The sequence below is a fragment of the Mycoplasma sp. 4404 genome (genome assembly GCF_034863325.1).
Taxonomy (GTDB): domain Bacteria; phylum Bacillota_I; class Bacilli_A; order Mycoplasmatales; family Metamycoplasmataceae; genus Mycoplasmopsis.
This window is the reverse complement of record NZ_JAYFFE010000004.1, coordinates 1-15,446: the sequence shown is the minus strand read 5'-3', so window position 1 is coordinate 15,446 and position 15,446 is coordinate 1. Positions and strand designations below refer to the sequence as shown.

Here is a 15,446-nt window from a genome sequence, read left to right as displayed (position 1 = left end):
TATTATTAATTTATTAATAATATTGGAGGTAACCGTGATTACACATACAAAAGATAAGAAAAAATCAGAAGTTGTTGTTAAAGTTAAAATTAATCAAGCAGATTTTGATAAAAAATTAAAAGAATTTACAGACAAATTAGCTAAAAAAGTTAAAGTTAAAGGTTACAGACCAGGAAAAGCTCCTAAAGCTGAAATCGAAAAATATGTAGACCACAGAGCTGCATTTACTGATACAGTTAACTCATTTAGCAACGAAAATCTTCCAGCTGTTTTTGAATATGCTGCAAAAAACAAAATTAAAGCAGCTAGATACCCAATGTTAGACTTACAAAAAGATGGGGAAGATCTTTACTTAGTTTACATTTTTGTTGAAGAACCAGATTTTGCAGTAGATCCTAAGAAATTAAAATTAGACTACAAAACAATTAAAGTAGCTAAAAAAGATGTTGATGATATGAAGAAAGATATCCAAGAAAAATTATCTGTTAATGAAGAAATTACAGATAAAAAAGCTAAAACAAAACTTGGAGACACAGTTAACATTAACTTCAAAGGATTTATTGACAACACACCATTTGAAGGTGGAGAAGCTGAAAACTATGATTTAAAATTAGGTTCAAAAACATTTATTCCAGGATTTGAAGATCAACTTGTTGGTAAATCAGTAGGATGAAAAGGTGATGTAGTTGTTACATTCCCTGCTGACTACTTCGTTAAAGAATACCAAAACAAAGAATCAGTATTCCAAGTTTCAATTAACTCAATAAAGAGATTAAAATTATTCGAATTTACAGATGAAAATGTTAAATTACTTGGTGATCCAAAAATCACAGATCTTAAATCACTTGAAAAAGAACTTAAAAACAATGTTTTCATTAAAAAATTCTTCTCAAACGTTGATTCATTCTACCTTTCATTAATTGAACAAACAATCAAATTAGCAAAAGTTAACTTGCACCCATCATTCATGCAAGAAAGACTTGGATTATTAAAATCTGAATTCGAAAAACAATTAAAACAATTTGGAATGAAGAAAACTGAGTACTTACAATTAATCAAATCATCAGAAGCTGATTTAGAACAAGAATTTGTGAAACAAGCTACAAAAGATGTTGAAAACGCTAAAGCTATTCAATACTGAGTTGCTAAATATCCAGTTAATGCTTCAGCAGAGCAAATCGCAGAATTTACATCAAAAATTGAAGCATTTGGATTTAATAAATCTGTAGCAAACAACTTAATTATCTCAGCATTAAGAATGTCATTAATTTTAGCTGACGTAAACTCAGAAGCTGCAGCTAACTTAGAAAGTGACTTTACAAAAATTACAAAATAATACTTTTAATGATTAACTAACTCATTTAAATAATATGAGTTAGTTTTTTTATGCCTTTTTCACGGTAAAATAAGCAAATTAAAAAATGAACAACTTATATTGTTCATTTTAAAAACATAATTTTAAATAGTAAGAACTAAATTATCATTTTGAAATTTCGTTACCATTTGCATCTTTTTGTTTTCCACAAACAGCTAAAATGAAGTCAACAACTGGTCAAATTCCAACTGAAATTCATCATCCTACTAAAAGTTTTAATAAACCTAATCCGATTCTTCCAGCATAGAATCTATCTACTCCAAACGCTCCTAAGAAGAATGATAATAAAGTTAAAACTAATCTGCTTTTTGGTGATACTGAATTCATAAATACCTCCTAATTAATTAATTAATTTAATTATAAATTATTTAAAAGTTTTTTTATTTTTTTCGTGAAAAAGCTAGATAGGCAACTTGAGCTATCATAGCACCATTATCTGTTGCATATTTTAACGATGGAACAATAGCGTTTTTATGCAATTTACAAAACTCTTCCCTTAGGTAAGAGTTAGCAGAAACTCCACCACCTAAAACTAAAGTTTTAACATCATATTTCTCTAATGCTGCTTTAGTTTTACTAATCAAGTAGTCAATAGCTGTTTTTTGAAAAGAAACGGCAAGTTGTTGCTTGTCAAGTTCTTCATTTTTCATTTGAGCTTTGTTAACTTTATTTAAAACTTGCGTTTTAAGACCGCTAAATGAAAAATCTAATTCATTGTCTGTGTGTGGAAATGTTAATTTTGTAAATTCACCATCATATTGTTTGAAAAGCTTATCAATAATTGGTCCACCAGGAAAACCTAGACCTAATCTTGAAGAAACCTTATCGAAAGCTTCTCCAACAGCATCATCAAGTGTCTCTCCGATGATTTCCAAATCATCTACATCTTTAGCATAAATTAATTGCGTATGTCCACCAGAAACTAATAAACATAATGCTGGGAATGCAATTTCGTTAGTTAATGTGGCTGATAAAAAGTGACCAACAAGGTGATTGACAGGTACTAAAGGTTTATTTATTGCTAGTGCAAAAGCACTTGCAAATAAATAACCAACTTGTAGCGTTCCTATTAAACCAGGTTCTTTCGTGTAAGCGATATAATCAAAAGAATTTGGATCATATTTTTGCAATATTAATTCCTGAATAAGCGCAATATTTTTAACATGCTCGCGTGAAGCTATTTCAGGAATGGTTCCTCCGAACTCTTTAAAAATATCAATTTGTGAAATGGTTCATAAATCTAAAACTTTTCCATCTTCTAAAACTGCTAAAGATGTGTCATCATGGGAAGTTTCAATACCTAAAATTCTCATTAGTTTACACCTCCAATTTGAGGTTGTTTAATATATAAGGGTTCTACACTCATAGTGTTTTCTTCTTTGAATTTATCTTTAAAATCCTTGAAGCTATTAATCATCTTTTTATAATCTACTTTATCAACTTCGGTTGAATCTTTATCAACTATTTGAATGGTGTTTTTATTATAAAAATATACTTTTGAACCTTGTGCATCTATATAGAAGTTTTCTTTATTAGGACTTAATGTTTCTAAAATTTCAAATGTATTAATTGTAAAGAGAGGTTTTTTAAATAAAAGAGCAAAAGTTCTAAAGTAAACTAAAGAACTTCTTACACCAGTGAAAAAACCTGGCCCCTTGTTTATATAAAAGTTGTTAATTTTATCTACTGATAAATTATTTTTGCTCAATAACAGTTGAAATTGTTCAGTTATTAACTGAACTTTTTTCTTATAACCTTCTAATAAAACAAAGTCAGCAACATTGAAATCTTTATCAAATAAAATTAAAACAAAGTCCTCTGTTGCTGTATCTAAATAAACATTCATTATTTAACCTCTACAATCTCAAAAACATGTTTTTCATTTTCATTAATATATGCATTAATTTTTACATAATGTGTAAAATCTAAATTTTGCAAGTTAGCTCATTCAATAACAACTAAATTATCATCAAAATAATCTTCAAACTCATCAATTGAAGATTTAAAGTTGTATAAATCAATATGAATTAGACCATCATAGTCTTTCATATATGAAAAACTTGGTGATGTAATCTTCTCTTTTATACCTATTTTTTTACCTAATAATTTAGTGAAAGTAGTTTTTCCAGCTCCTAAATCACCTGATAATAATAAAAATTGTTTCTCTTTAAATAGTTCAAAATTTTGATTTATAAAAAGTTCTAAGTCTTGCAGACTAGAACAAACGATTTTTTTTAGCATTCTATAATGTACTAATTTTTTCTTCAGTTAAGTTTTTAGATAATTGAACTACAACAATAGTTTCAGGTCCTGTATGAACTGAAATACAGTTAGGTAATAATGTTGTGAAAACTCTATTTTTTCCCTTGCTTTTTATATAATCAACAACATCTTTTAAGTCACCTGAATTTGAATGGATAATTAAGATATCTTTATCGTTATCTTTCAATTTAGCATCAATATTCTTGTAAATTGTTTTTAAGAACACTAGACCTTTTCCTTCTTTTTCTAATTTCCCTTTATAGAAACTTACAATAGGAATGATTTTAAGCAATCTAGCAACAACAGCTGCAGCAGGTGTTAATCTTCCTCCTTTTAATAAGTATTCATTGTGTTTAGGAAAAATTGAAACTTTTTGTCTCTCATCCCATTGTTCAATTTCTCTAATTGCTTCATCAACATCAGTTCCATTTTTGATTAATTCAACAAAATCTCAAACTTGAAGTGTGATTAATGATGCAACAAAAATTGACTCAATAACTCTTAATTTTGGATATGATGATTCAAGAGCCTTTAAGTTTTGATATTGACTTGATAAATGTTTTGAAATAGGGAAAACAACAACATAATCGTGTGTTTTTGATAACTCACTAATTAAATCTTCTGCTATCCCGATTGGTGTTGCTGAAGTTCTATAAGTTTTTGTATCTAAATTAAAGTAAGTGAAAAAATCTTCTGGTGTTAAATCGATACCATCATTGTATGTTTTACCATCTAATTCAATTCTTAAAGGAAGATAAAATCATCCTAAATCTTCAGCTTGTTTTTTATTTAATCCTGAAGCTGAATCTACTACTATAGCTACCTTTTTCATAAATTCAATTATATTAAATTTATGTATAATTTTGTTTATGATATTGTTTAATAATTTGGATAAATCATTCTCAAATGTATCTATTATTTTTGTTGATAGTAGAGTTTCGAAAACTCAACAAATACAACTTGATAATATGATTATTTTTTCAGATGATAATAAAAAAATACATTCTATAAATTTACTTGATAATAAGCTTCTTGATATTAAACCTAGTTCAAAATTTGGCGCATTAAATGCAGAACAAATTGCAAAATTATCTTCAGTTTTAGTTAAAAATGGTTTTGCTTTAGAAAATGAACCTAAAATCATTTATGGTTTAATTACAAAAAGAGAAAATCACCATAAAAGTGAGAAGTTATTTGTTCTAGAAGTTTTAATTAATAAAGAAACAAATGAACATATTCAATTAGTTACAAACACATTAGATTCTCAAGAAGGTAAAGTTGTTGTTTTATCATTACCGGGAACAACTGTTTTCAGTGGTCTAGAAGTCTTAGAAGGCGAAATGCTTAATGTAAAAAGTTACGGAATGCTATCAGGATACAGAACTTTAGGAATCGATAGAGAAGGATTAATTTTTGGAACAAGCGAACAAATTGGAAAGGATTTTGAATTTTAAAATGAATGTACTTAAAGAATTAAGAAACCGTGGTATTTTAAAGGCCATTAGTAATGAGGAAAAATTCAACTCACTTCCAGAAGGTGTTGGAGTTTACTGTGGTTTTGACCCAACAGCAACAAGTTTACACTTAGGAAATTACATTCAAATAGCTAACTTATTAAGATTTAAACAAGCAGGTTTTACAACTTATGCAATCCTAGGTGGAGCTACAGGAATGATCGGTGATCCTTCTTTCAAAGATTCTGAAAGACAACTTCTTGATGATGTTACTGTTCTAGAAAATAAAAATAAAATTAAGGCACAGCTTGAATCATACGGTTTAACTGTTGTAGATAACTATGATTTTTACAAAGATATGAATATTTTGGAATTTCTTAGATCTGTAGGTAAATTAGTAAATATTTCATATATGCTTGCTAAAGATTCAGTTGCTTCTAGAATTGAAAAAGGATTAAGTTTTACCGAATTCACTTACCAGTTAATTCAAGGCTGAGACTTTGCTACTTTATACAAAGATAAAAATATTTGCATTCAATTCGGTGGTTCAGATCAATGAGGAAATATCACAACTGGTTTAGATATGATTTCTACGTTGTACGGAAACGATCATAAAGCAGTTGCAATTACAGCTAACTTATTAACTGATGCAAATGGAAATAAATTTGGTAAATCAACAGGTGGTGGTAGTTTATGATTAGATGCTTCAAAAACAAAACCATTTGTTATGTATCAATTCTTGTTAAATCAACCTGATAGCGAAGTTGAAAAATTACTTAAATGATTAACATTTTTACCATTAGAGCAAATTGAACAAATTATTGAAAAACATAAAGAGCAACCTTCATTAAGATATGCTCAAAAAGAGCTCGCTTATGCAGTTATTTCCGACGTTCACTCTAGTGCTGAAGCTAAAAAAGCAAAATTAATTTCAGAAATATTATTTAATAAAAATTTAGATTTATCAAATTATTCAACAGAAGAAATATCTGATATTTATGAAGATATTAATCATTTTGAATTAGTTAAAGACCAAAATTTAATTAATCAACTTATTGAAAATAACATTATTAAATCAAAACGTGAAGCTAGAGAGTTTATTACAAATAATTCAATTAAGCTCAATTTAGAACCAGTAAATGAAGACAGCGTTTTAAATTCAAGTTTATGAAATAACGAATTCGCACTTCTTCACGTTGGTAAGAAAAATATTTACTTAATCAAAATTAAATAGAAATGAAAAAATTCTCATCAGTCGATGAGAATTTTCTTATACCTTTGAAGTTCTGCTCAAAATTGGATGATAATGAGCTTCAATCTTTTCTTTTAAATCAGGTAAATAGCGAACTAATTCTTTTTTAAAAGTTTTATCATGTTTAATAAAACCTACTGCATGCAATAATTCATGAACCACAGTTTCTTTAATAAAATATTCATCGATTAAATACAATCTCTCATTGAACATTATTAAAAATTGTTTTTTGGGATCTGATGATCTAATTACACATCTTCCTCAATATGATTTTGAGTTTTTTAACTCCCATCTTCACCTTTTATCAATGTTCATTATTTGTGAATATTCATCAAAGTACTTCTGAATAATTATTGAAATTTGCTCTCTTGCAAACTCCAATAATAATGGTTTTATTCTTCTTTCAGACCTACAACGTAGTGATTTTGCTACTTTTTGACTTAAGTCAAATATGTAAAGATAATTATTAGGAAGCAATTTGTAAGTGTATCTTTCTCCTAATAAAACAAACCAATCTTTATCAACTGAAATTTCATTTTCAGCAAGTAATTTGTGTGTGTAAACCATATATTAAAGATAAAGAAAATGCCTGTTAAGCATTTTCTTTATTCTGTTCCTCTTTAGCTTGTTTTGTGTAATTAAAAATTAGTTCAGCTAATTTATCTTTAGACATTTCTTGATATCCACTAATACCTAATAATTCAGCCATTTTGAATAATTGCTCATTTGGAATTTCTAAAAGTTTTTTGATTGCAGTTTCCTTTTGAACATCTGCTTGAATTTTTTCTTCTTCTGGTGAATCTTTCTTTTCTGAATCAGTAGCATCTGCTGATTTACTTTGATTTTTGAAAATATCATTTAAGTTTGCGCCATTAGCAAATCCTGAAAATAAATCAGAAATACCATTTGGGTTATTTTTAAATAACTCTTGCATTTTAGCAGCCATAGCAAGTGTTTCTTCTTCCATTTTAATTGAGTAGAACATCTTAATAATAAATACAACTTTTTTAGCAGGAATTAATCAGTTAACAATTGTTAATATAGTTGTAACAACATCAATAACAACAATTGCAATTACAATATTTGGTAAACCCGGTTGATTGAATGTACCGTTAAAAATGTACTTGAATAATGTGAAAACACTAAATAGTCCCACAATTGTTGATAATAAGATTGGTCATCTATTGAAATTAAGGTAAGTTTTTTCCTTACGAACTTTGATAAAAGAAATGATTATCACAATTGCAGCAGCACAAAAAATAATTATGTAAAAAATTTGATTTATTATGTAGAAAATAAATAAACTTTTACTTTCATTTGTGACTTTAATTGCATCATCACTTGGTAAATTTGTGGTTTCAGGTTTTAAAAATGTATCGTGTCCAATTGTCACAATTAAGAAGCCAGCCAATGTTAATGTAGCAATTAATGTGATTGAAGCAAATAAAAGTCAAACTCAACTAGCAAATGTTTTTTGTCCTTTTCCATACAATTCATCTGCTTTACGATATTTTAGAAAATCTCTTAAATTTCATTTAAACATTCAACACCTCCTTTATTTCATCTTCTTTTATAAATTCATCGAAGTTAAAATCAGCTACATCAAAGTCGTGTGGTGGTTTTGAATAAAACACCATTTCTTTTCCAGTCATAGGATGATGTAATTCTAATTTATAAGCATGTAATCTTTGTCCATTTTCATCAACATACTTGTTGTAAACAGGATCTCCATAAATTGGATTTTTAATATATGCCATATGCACTCTGATTTGATGAGTTCTTCCTGTCTCAAGTTCGCATTTTACAAGTGATTTAGGTAAGTTATCAATGTAAAATGTTTTTAATAAAGTAACGTGAGTAGTTGCTGGTTTAGCATTAATATCAGTTACTTCCATTTTAAGTCTATCTTTAGCATTTCTACCAATAGGTAAGACTAATTTAAGTTTTTTACTTTCTAATACACCGTCACAAATTGCTAAATATGAACGCTTAATTTCGTGAGTAGCAAATAACTCAGAAAGTTTATTATGAACCTCATTGGTCTTTGCAATAACTAATAAACCGCTTGTGTCTTTGTCAATTCTATGAACGATACCTGGTCTAAGCAATCCATTTTGATCTGATAAATTATTTTTAAAATGATATAAAAGTCCATTCACTAATGTATCTTCATAATGACCTGGAGCTGGGTGAACTGTCATACCAGTTGGTTTATTAATGACACATAAATATTCATCATCATAAACAATATCTAAATCCATTTGTTTAGGAACTACTTTAATTTCCTTATCAAGTACTCTTGAAATTTTAATTACTTGACCTTCTCTAACCATAAATTTAGGTTTATTAACCAAAACATCATCAACTGTTACAACTCTCTCATCAATAAGTTGCTTAATATCATTACGTGATATTTCAGTATTATTTGAAATATATTTATCAATTCTTTCAGGATATTTAACTACTAATTCAATCATAAATTCAATTATATATTTTTTATAGATTTTATTTGTATTTACTAATAAATATTTATTTATTAGTACGCTTGAGAAAACTATATAAAAAGTTTTTAATGTTATAATATGACTATGTTAGATTTTTTAGAGAAAAGAATACAAAAAAGTATTGCAAAAATGTCAAAAAAAACAACACTAAATGAAGCTGATATTTTAGAAGTAACTAAAAACGTAAAATTAGCACTTCTTGAAGCTGACGTTAACTTAAGGGTTGTTAAAGAGTTTATTAATAATGTCAAAGCAAAGGCTTTAGAATCTGAAATTATAGGTAAATTAAATCCATCACAACAAATGATTAAAATTTTTCACGATGAACTTGTGAATATTTTAGGTGGAAAAACTACCGAAATTTCGATCACAAAAAAACCTTATATCATTATGATGTGTGGACTTCAAGGTTCAGGGAAAACTACAGCAACAGCTAAAATTGCTTACTATCTTAGAAAGAAAAAATTCGTAAATAATCCACTTGTTGTTGCAGCTGACATCTATCGTCCAGCCGCTGTGCAACAATTAGTAACTTTAGCAAAGAGTATTCAAGTTGATTACTATGAGCAAGGTGTTGAAGTTCCTGCAGAAGAAATTGTAACTAATGCATTAAAACAAGCTGATGCTAATAAAAATGACTTAATTATTATCGATACAGCTGGTCGTTTATCAATTGATGAAAAGTTAATGCAAGAGCTTAAAAACATTAAACAAATTGCTCATCCATCTGAAATATTCTTTGTTGCTGATGCTATGTCTGGTCAAGACATTGTTAATGTTGCTCAAACATTCAATGATAACTTAAGCTTATCAGGTTTAATTATTACAAAACTTGATTCAGATGCACGTGGTGGAGCCGCATTAAGCTTACGTCAAGTGCTAAATGTGCCTATCAGATTCATTGGTACAGGTGAAAAAACATCTAATATTGATTTATTTCACCCTAACCGTATGGCTGACAGAATTCTCGGGATGGGTGATGTTTTATCACTTATCGAACATGCACAAGATAACATTGATGAAGATAAAGCAAAAAATATGGTTGAAAGAATTTTTTCAGGTAAATTTGACCTTGATGATTTAATGGATCAAATTAAGCAAATGAAGAAATTAGGTAAATTCTCAAAATTACTTAAAATGCTTCCTGGTTCTTTATCAAGTAAAATTAATGAAGAAGATTTAGATAAAGCTGAAGAAAAAATGCAACTTTATCAAATCTTAATGTCTTCAATGACTAAGAAAGAAAGAAAAAATCCTAAACTTTTAAAACAAGCATCTAGAAAAGAAAGAATTTTAAAAGGTTCAGGAAGAAGTGTTCAAGAATACAATAAACTACTTAATGAGTTTGAATCAATGCAAAAAAGAATAGTTGATATGGCTAATAAATTCAAAAATGGTGGAACAAGTGGTTTAGGTGGTCTTGGAGGATTATTCTAAAATAAAAAGCAACATTTAATTATGTTGCTTTTTTAATTTTATTGATAAAATTAACTTATTAAATTGTGCCATCATAGCTCAGCAGGCAGAGCACTTCCATGGTAAGGAAGGGGTCGCTGGTTCGAGTCCAGTTGTTGGCACCATTTTTTTATTACTCTTTTGATACTTTGTCTAAAACAGATTTTAATTCTGAATATGGTAAATATCCTGAAAGTGCAGTTACATATTTTGCATCCTTATAAATTTGAATATATGGAATACTTGTAATATTCATCTCTCTTGCAAAATCTCTGTTTTTATCAATATTAACTCTTAATATTTCGGCATTATCTTTTTGGTCTAATTCAGTTAATGTGTTTGCATATAACATTTTACATGGGCCACATCAGCCTGCATAAAATACTAAAAGTTTTACACCTTTTGAATTATCTAAAAGTGAAAATACATCTTGTTTTGTTAAATCATTGTGAATCATTTTCGCCTCCCTTAAACAATATGTAATTATTATACCAAAAAATAAAAAAGTGCTTTTTAGCACTTATTTTTTATGAAATTTGAACTTTTTACTGCTTTTAATATAACAGTTTTTAAAAAAAGGTATAAAAAAAGCAGCGGCTCCCTATTTTCACTGTAAAGCTATCTTCGGCACTAAAGGGCTTAACTACTGAGTTCGGAATGGATTCAGGTGATCCCCTTTGCTATAACCACTGTGAATATTATAGCACTGATAAATAAAAACAAAAACATTTTTTAAATTTTTTTCTAAAAAATTTTGATCTCCAATGAAACATAAATTTCGCCACTTACATTCATTGGTTAGGAAACTAAATTTAACACTATGAATTTACTAAATTAGTACAAATAAACATCTCAACAATGTTGAGATGTTTATTTAATTACTGAATTATTTATTACGTATATAAATGTTGGCTTCGTATTCTAAATCTTTATCTTCTTCACGTGCTTCTTTAATTCACATTGTAATTGAAATGATGATGAATAGTATAATACCAACAAATACAAATGTATCAGCTAGATTGAATGTACCTTTATCTGCTCAAGGTAAGTAAAGCATATCTTTTACATAACCGTTAAATAAAATTCTGTCTAACGCATTTCCGAAATCCCCTGCTAGTAAGATACCTAATGGGATTGAATAGTATAAAGAATTCTTAGTGAAGAATAAAGGCAATATTAGGATAAATGCAGCCACCATAAAGCTTAATCCTTGAATTAAAGCAATATCAGTTGTCTTCAAAAATGTGACACCTTTATGTCAAATAGATCTAATTCCAAATAAACCAAAATTTTGTCATTCACTAGAATTTGATGGATAAATATTTTCAGGGAAAATGTATGTTCCATCTGGTAAAGGAGCTTGGCCATCTAGTCTTAATCTTAAAACATCACCATGTTTAAATAGAAAAGTTTTTGTTAGTTGGTCTATTGTTAAGAAAATTGCAAAAACAATGAATAATATTACATATGCAGTTAAAATTGATTTTCAATTTGCTTTGAAGTGTTCAACTATTTTAGTATCAAAAGTTTTATTTTTTTGTTCTTGATTATTCATAATTATTTATCTTCCCAATCTTTTACAATTTCATAACATGTATCACATAAATTATCTATCATCTCTGATTTTTCAAAATGATTTCAACATCTTTGACATTTTTCAGAATCAAATGTTGCAATTTCTAATTCATTATTTGATTCAAATGATACTTTACCTACCATTAATAAAGTTTTTAAATCAAGTGATTTGATAAAGTCTGATAATGAATTTGGTAATTTAACATATACTTCATTAATTCTCTTAATTGTACCTTCTTTAATTAAGTTATCAACTTTAGCATTTACTTCAGCACGTAATTGGAAGAATTCATCAAATTGTTCAATTAATGATTTATTAACTGCAACATTATTAAAATCAAATGCATCAAACATTATTGAGTCATACTTTGTAGCTTTATTAAAGTGTTCGTATGCTTCTTCAGCTGTTGTAGGTAAAATAGGAGCAATTGCTTTAATAATAAAGTCTACGATTTCATATAAGTTCGATTGAACCATTAATCTTTCTGGATCATTTGATTTTCTTATATAAAGGATGTCTTTAGTAATTGATAAATAGAATCCAGATAAGTCAACAATATAGTTATTTAATAATTTAACAACATTAATGAATTTATATTCATCATAAGCTTTTTTAATGTTTAATTTTAATTCATTTAATTGTTCCGAAATAAGTGCATGAACACCTGTTTTTTGAATATTAGAATCATATTCAAAACCGGATAAATTACCTAACATAAATCTGATAGTATTTCTGATTTTTCTATATATTTCAGTGTTTTGATCGAGGATATCATCTGAAATATTTACATCATTTGTATATTCACTGTTAGCTGCTCATAATCTTAATATATCTGCACCACGTTTTTTAACAACGTCAATAGGTTTAATTACATTTCCTAATGATTTTGACATCTTGTTACCATTTTTATCTAAAACAAAACCGTGTGAAACAATTTGTTTATATGGAGCTGTTTTTTGATATGCAACTGAGTTAATGATAGATGAGTTGAATCAACCTCTGTATTGGTCAATTCCCTCTAAATATAAGTCATATGGAGCCTTGTAACGCTCATCAATATCAACAGCAGCAAAAGAAACACCAGAATCAAATCAAACATCCATAATATCCATTTCTCTTGTAAATTCTCTACCTTTGTATTTTGGATGCAATAAGTCTTGTGTATCTCATTCTCATCAGATATTGATATCGTGCTCTAAAACTTGATTAATTGTGAAATCAAATTGTTCTTTATCAATTACAGGGTTTTTATGTTCATCATAAAAGATAATGATTGGAACACCTCAAGTTCTTTGTCTTGAAATAGTTCAATCACCTCTTTCTGCGATCATATTTCTTAATCTTGTTTTAGCTCACTCTGGGTATGTTGAAACTTTTGTTTCAATATTTTCTAAAATGTCTCTTCTAATTTTATCAATAGAAACAAATCATTGAGGTGTACCTCTAAAAATAATTGGTTTGTGAGTTCTTCAATCATGTGGATATGAGTGCTTCATAAACTCCAATTTCATAACTCTATCATCTAAAAACTCAACAATAGGTTTGTTTGCACTATCATAAAATAAACCGTCAAAATCAGTACCTGTTCCAAAGATAGTTCCATCATCAGCAACGTGCATAATTTTTTCTAAATTAAATCTCTGTCCAATTAAAAAGTCGTCTTCTCCGAACATTGGAGCAATATGAACAATACCTGTACCAGATTCTTCAGTAACATGATGACCAACAACTAATGGAGCTAATAAACGAGTGATTGGTGTGAAATATAAAATATTTTTTCCAAGAACTTCATACCCATAAAATTCATCTAGAATGTCATATTCATAAATTTCATTCTTCTCAGCATATTTCTTAAATAATTCTTCTGAAAAAATTAGAGTATCGTTTTCAACCTTAACTCTAATGTATTTAATTTTAAGCCCTACGGCAGCTCCTGAGTTAGCTAATAATGTTCAAGGAGTAGTTGTTCAAACAACAATATCATCACCGTTATGGATCTTGTCAAAGTTACTACTTACAACTCTTAGTTTTAAATATAATGATGGACTTCTTACTTCTTTATATTCAACTTCAGCTTCTGCTAAAGCACTTTGTGAAGTAGGAGATCAATAAATAGGTTTAAGTCCCTTATATACTAAACCATCTAAAATCATTTTAGAAAAGACTTCTAATTGTTTAGCTACATATTTCTTATCTAAAGTGATGTAATACTTTTTAAAATCTGAAAAAAGTTGTAATTGTTTAAATTGTTCTTTCTGAATTTCGACTTGTTCCAATGCATAAGCTTTCGCTTTAATTCTTAACTCAAGTGGTGAAATTTCTTCTTTCTTAAGGTTACTTTCTGAAAGCATTTTATGTTCAATAGGCAATCCATGTGTATCTCATCCAGGAACAAATGGAGAATAATATTTATTTAAAGTTTTTCATCTCACAATTATATCTTTTAAGATTTTGTTTAAAGCATGGCCTACGTGTAAATCTCCATTAGCATATGGTGGACCATCATGTAAAATGAAAGGTATATTATCTTTATATTCTTCTAATATTCTTTGATATATGTTATCTTGATATCACTTTTCTCTATATTTACTTTCTTTTTCGATTAAATTAGCTTTCATTTCAAAGCTTGTTTGCGGCATATTTAAAGTCTTTTTGAAGTCCATATTTTCTCCCTGTTGTTAAATTATAAATTAATTATAAATAAATTAAATTATATAAGAAAATCCTCTAATTTACTAACTTAACAAGTTAACAAATTAGAGGATTTTTGGTGGCCTCGGCAGGAATCGAACCAGCGACACACAGAGCTTCAATCTGTTGCTCTACCTACTGAGCTACAAGGCCATAATGGCGGTCCAGACGGGGATCGAACCCGCGTTCTCCTCCGTGACAGGGAGGCGTATTAAACCACTTTACCACTGGACCGTTTTGGTTGCAGAGGAAAGAATTGAACTTTCGACCTTCGGGTTATGAGCCCGACGAGCTACCACTGCTCCACTCTGCTATGTATCTCCTGTTATTGGCGGGTGATGAGGGATTCGAACCCCCGCGGGCCGTGAAGCCCCTGCTAGTTTTCAAGACTAGTCCCTTCAGCCGGACTTGGGTAATCACCCGTATGGTGGACCTAACAGGATTCGAACCTGTAACCGACCGGTTATGAGCCGGTTGCTCTAACCGTTGAGCTATAGGTCCGTAATTTGGTAGCACCGAAGAGATTCGAACTCTTGACCTTCCGGGTATGAACCGGATGCTCTAACCAACTGAGCTACAGTGCCATATATGGTGGAGAGTATGGGATTCGAACCCACCACCTCCTGCGTGCAAGGCAGGCGCTCTAGCCAAATGAGCTAACCCCCCATATAAATGGTGAAGAAGACAGGATTTGAACCTGCGACCACTACAGCCCAAATGTAGTGCTCTACCAAGCTGAGCTACTTCTCCAACAATCATTAGTTGCGTTATTATTATAATATAAAAAATATTTTTATGAAATTTTTTTTATATTTTTTTAAAAATAAAAAAACACCATTAAAGGTGTCAAATATTCTTTGAAAACTGAATAGTTATT

Annotated in this window: 15 protein-coding genes, 9 tRNA genes and 1 rRNA gene; 5 read left to right on the top strand and 20 right to left on the bottom strand. The window is 29.0% G+C overall.

Annotation, left to right across the window (positions count from 1 at the left end):
* The first annotated feature begins 34 nt into the window (after positions 1-34).
* Positions 35-1,336, top strand: a complete 1,302-nt coding sequence (gene tig / locus VBN07_RS02990; protein WP_323177771.1) for a trigger factor — start codon at positions 35-37, stop codon at positions 1,334-1,336.
* Between the two features lie 141 nt (positions 1,337-1,477).
* On the opposite strand, the gene VBN07_RS02985 is transcribed toward tig, so the two are convergent.
* From VBN07_RS02985 to VBN07_RS02965, 5 genes are read right to left on the bottom strand one after another with little or no spacing between them, the layout of a single operon-like run.
* The gene (locus VBN07_RS02985; protein WP_323177770.1) at positions 1,478-1,702 is read right to left on the bottom strand and encodes a TM2 domain-containing protein; all 225 of its coding nucleotides are present in this window, start codon (positions 1,700-1,702) and stop codon (positions 1,478-1,480) included.
* A gap of 53 nt (positions 1,703-1,755) precedes the next feature.
* On the bottom strand, positions 1,756-2,688 hold the full coding sequence (gene tsaD / locus VBN07_RS02980; protein WP_323177769.1) for a tRNA (adenosine(37)-N6)-threonylcarbamoyltransferase complex transferase subunit TsaD: 933 nt from the start codon (positions 2,686-2,688) through the stop codon (positions 1,756-1,758).
* On the bottom strand, positions 2,688-3,221 hold the full coding sequence (tsaB, locus tag VBN07_RS02975) for a tRNA (adenosine(37)-N6)-threonylcarbamoyltransferase complex dimerization subunit type 1 TsaB (protein ID WP_323177768.1): 534 nt from the start codon (positions 3,219-3,221) through the stop codon (positions 2,688-2,690). The genes tsaD and tsaB overlap by 1 nt, the downstream gene beginning before the upstream one ends.
* Positions 3,221-3,616 carry a tRNA (adenosine(37)-N6)-threonylcarbamoyltransferase complex ATPase subunit type 1 TsaE gene (gene tsaE, locus VBN07_RS02970; protein ID WP_323177767.1) on the bottom strand — a complete coding sequence of 132 codons (396 nt, stop codon included), beginning with the start codon at positions 3,614-3,616 and terminating at the stop codon, positions 3,221-3,223. Before tsaE ends, tsaB begins: the two co-directional genes overlap by 1 nt.
* A 1-nt stretch (position 3,617) precedes the next feature.
* Positions 3,618-4,469, bottom strand: a complete 852-nt coding sequence (locus VBN07_RS02965; protein WP_323177766.1) for a DegV family protein — start codon at positions 4,467-4,469, stop codon at positions 3,618-3,620.
* A 37-nt stretch (positions 4,470-4,506) separates the two neighbouring features.
* Between VBN07_RS02965 and tapR the strand changes: the two genes are divergently transcribed.
* A complete protein-coding gene (tapR, locus tag VBN07_RS02960) occupies positions 4,507-5,091 on the top strand; it encodes a TyrS-associated PheT N-terminal domain-related protein TapR (protein WP_323177765.1) in 585 nt (194 codons plus the stop codon).
* A 1-nt stretch (position 5,092) separates the two neighbouring features.
* A complete protein-coding gene (gene tyrS, locus VBN07_RS02955; RefSeq protein ID WP_323177764.1) occupies positions 5,093-6,325 on the top strand; it encodes a tyrosine--tRNA ligase in 1,233 nt (410 codons plus the stop codon).
* Between the two features lie 36 nt (positions 6,326-6,361).
* On the opposite strand, the gene VBN07_RS02950 is transcribed toward tyrS, so the two are convergent.
* Genes VBN07_RS02950 through VBN07_RS02940 form a run of 3 tightly spaced genes read right to left on the bottom strand, consistent with a single transcriptional unit; the run spans position 6,362 to position 8,820 of the window.
* A complete protein-coding gene (locus VBN07_RS02950; RefSeq protein ID WP_323176804.1) occupies positions 6,362-6,910 on the bottom strand; it encodes a SprT-like domain-containing protein in 549 nt (182 codons plus the stop codon).
* 25 nt (positions 6,911-6,935) lie between these two features.
* A complete protein-coding gene (locus tag VBN07_RS02945) occupies positions 6,936-7,886 on the bottom strand; it encodes a hypothetical protein (RefSeq protein WP_323177763.1) in 951 nt (316 codons plus the stop codon).
* A complete protein-coding gene (locus tag VBN07_RS02940; protein WP_323177762.1) occupies positions 7,879-8,820 on the bottom strand; it encodes an RluA family pseudouridine synthase in 942 nt (313 codons plus the stop codon). Before VBN07_RS02940 ends, VBN07_RS02945 begins: the two co-directional genes overlap by 8 nt.
* A 105-nt stretch (positions 8,821-8,925) precedes the next feature.
* Here VBN07_RS02940 and ffh point away from each other — a divergent pair, with 105 nt between their 5' ends.
* Positions 8,926-10,284: a signal recognition particle protein gene (gene ffh, locus VBN07_RS02935; RefSeq protein ID WP_323177761.1), complete on the top strand. Its 1,359-nt coding sequence runs from the start codon at positions 8,926-8,928 to the stop codon at positions 10,282-10,284.
* A 67-nt stretch (positions 10,285-10,351) separates the two neighbouring features.
* Positions 10,352-10,427 (top strand) — tRNA-Thr (locus VBN07_RS02930).
* A gap of 8 nt (positions 10,428-10,435) precedes the next feature.
* Here the strand turns inward: VBN07_RS02930 and VBN07_RS02925 are convergent.
* The 12 genes from VBN07_RS02925 to VBN07_RS02870 form a co-directional block, all read right to left on the bottom strand.
* Positions 10,436-10,759, bottom strand: a complete 324-nt coding sequence (locus tag VBN07_RS02925; RefSeq protein ID WP_323177760.1) for a thioredoxin family protein — start codon at positions 10,757-10,759, stop codon at positions 10,436-10,438.
* A 131-nt stretch (positions 10,760-10,890) separates the two neighbouring features.
* Positions 10,891-10,996, bottom strand: a 5S ribosomal RNA gene (gene rrf / locus VBN07_RS02920).
* Positions 10,997-11,188: 192 nt separating this feature from the next.
* Positions 11,189-11,857, bottom strand: coding sequence for a signal peptidase II (locus VBN07_RS02915; RefSeq protein ID WP_323177759.1), 669 nt, complete (start codon positions 11,855-11,857; stop codon positions 11,189-11,191).
* Between the two features lie 2 nt (positions 11,858-11,859).
* Positions 11,860-14,541 (bottom strand): isoleucine--tRNA ligase, encoded by a 2,682-nt coding sequence (gene ileS / locus VBN07_RS02910; protein WP_323177758.1) that lies wholly within the window; start codon positions 14,539-14,541, stop codon positions 11,860-11,862.
* 105 nt (positions 14,542-14,646) lie between these two features.
* A tRNA-Phe gene (locus VBN07_RS02905) sits at positions 14,647-14,722 on the bottom strand.
* Positions 14,723-14,726: 4 nt separating this feature from the next.
* Positions 14,727-14,803 (bottom strand) — tRNA-Asp (locus tag VBN07_RS02900).
* 4 nt (positions 14,804-14,807) lie between these two features.
* A tRNA-Met gene (locus tag VBN07_RS02895) sits at positions 14,808-14,882 on the bottom strand.
* A gap of 16 nt (positions 14,883-14,898) precedes the next feature.
* Positions 14,899-14,991 (bottom strand) — tRNA-Ser (locus VBN07_RS02890).
* Positions 14,992-14,994: 3 nt separating this feature from the next.
* A tRNA-Ile gene (locus VBN07_RS02885) sits at positions 14,995-15,070 on the bottom strand.
* Between the two features lie 6 nt (positions 15,071-15,076).
* Positions 15,077-15,153 (bottom strand) — tRNA-Met (locus VBN07_RS02880).
* Positions 15,154-15,158: 5 nt separating this feature from the next.
* A tRNA-Ala gene (locus tag VBN07_RS02875) sits at positions 15,159-15,235 on the bottom strand.
* A 7-nt stretch (positions 15,236-15,242) separates the two neighbouring features.
* Positions 15,243-15,319, bottom strand: a tRNA-Pro gene (locus VBN07_RS02870).
* Positions 15,320-15,446 lie beyond the last annotated feature (127 nt).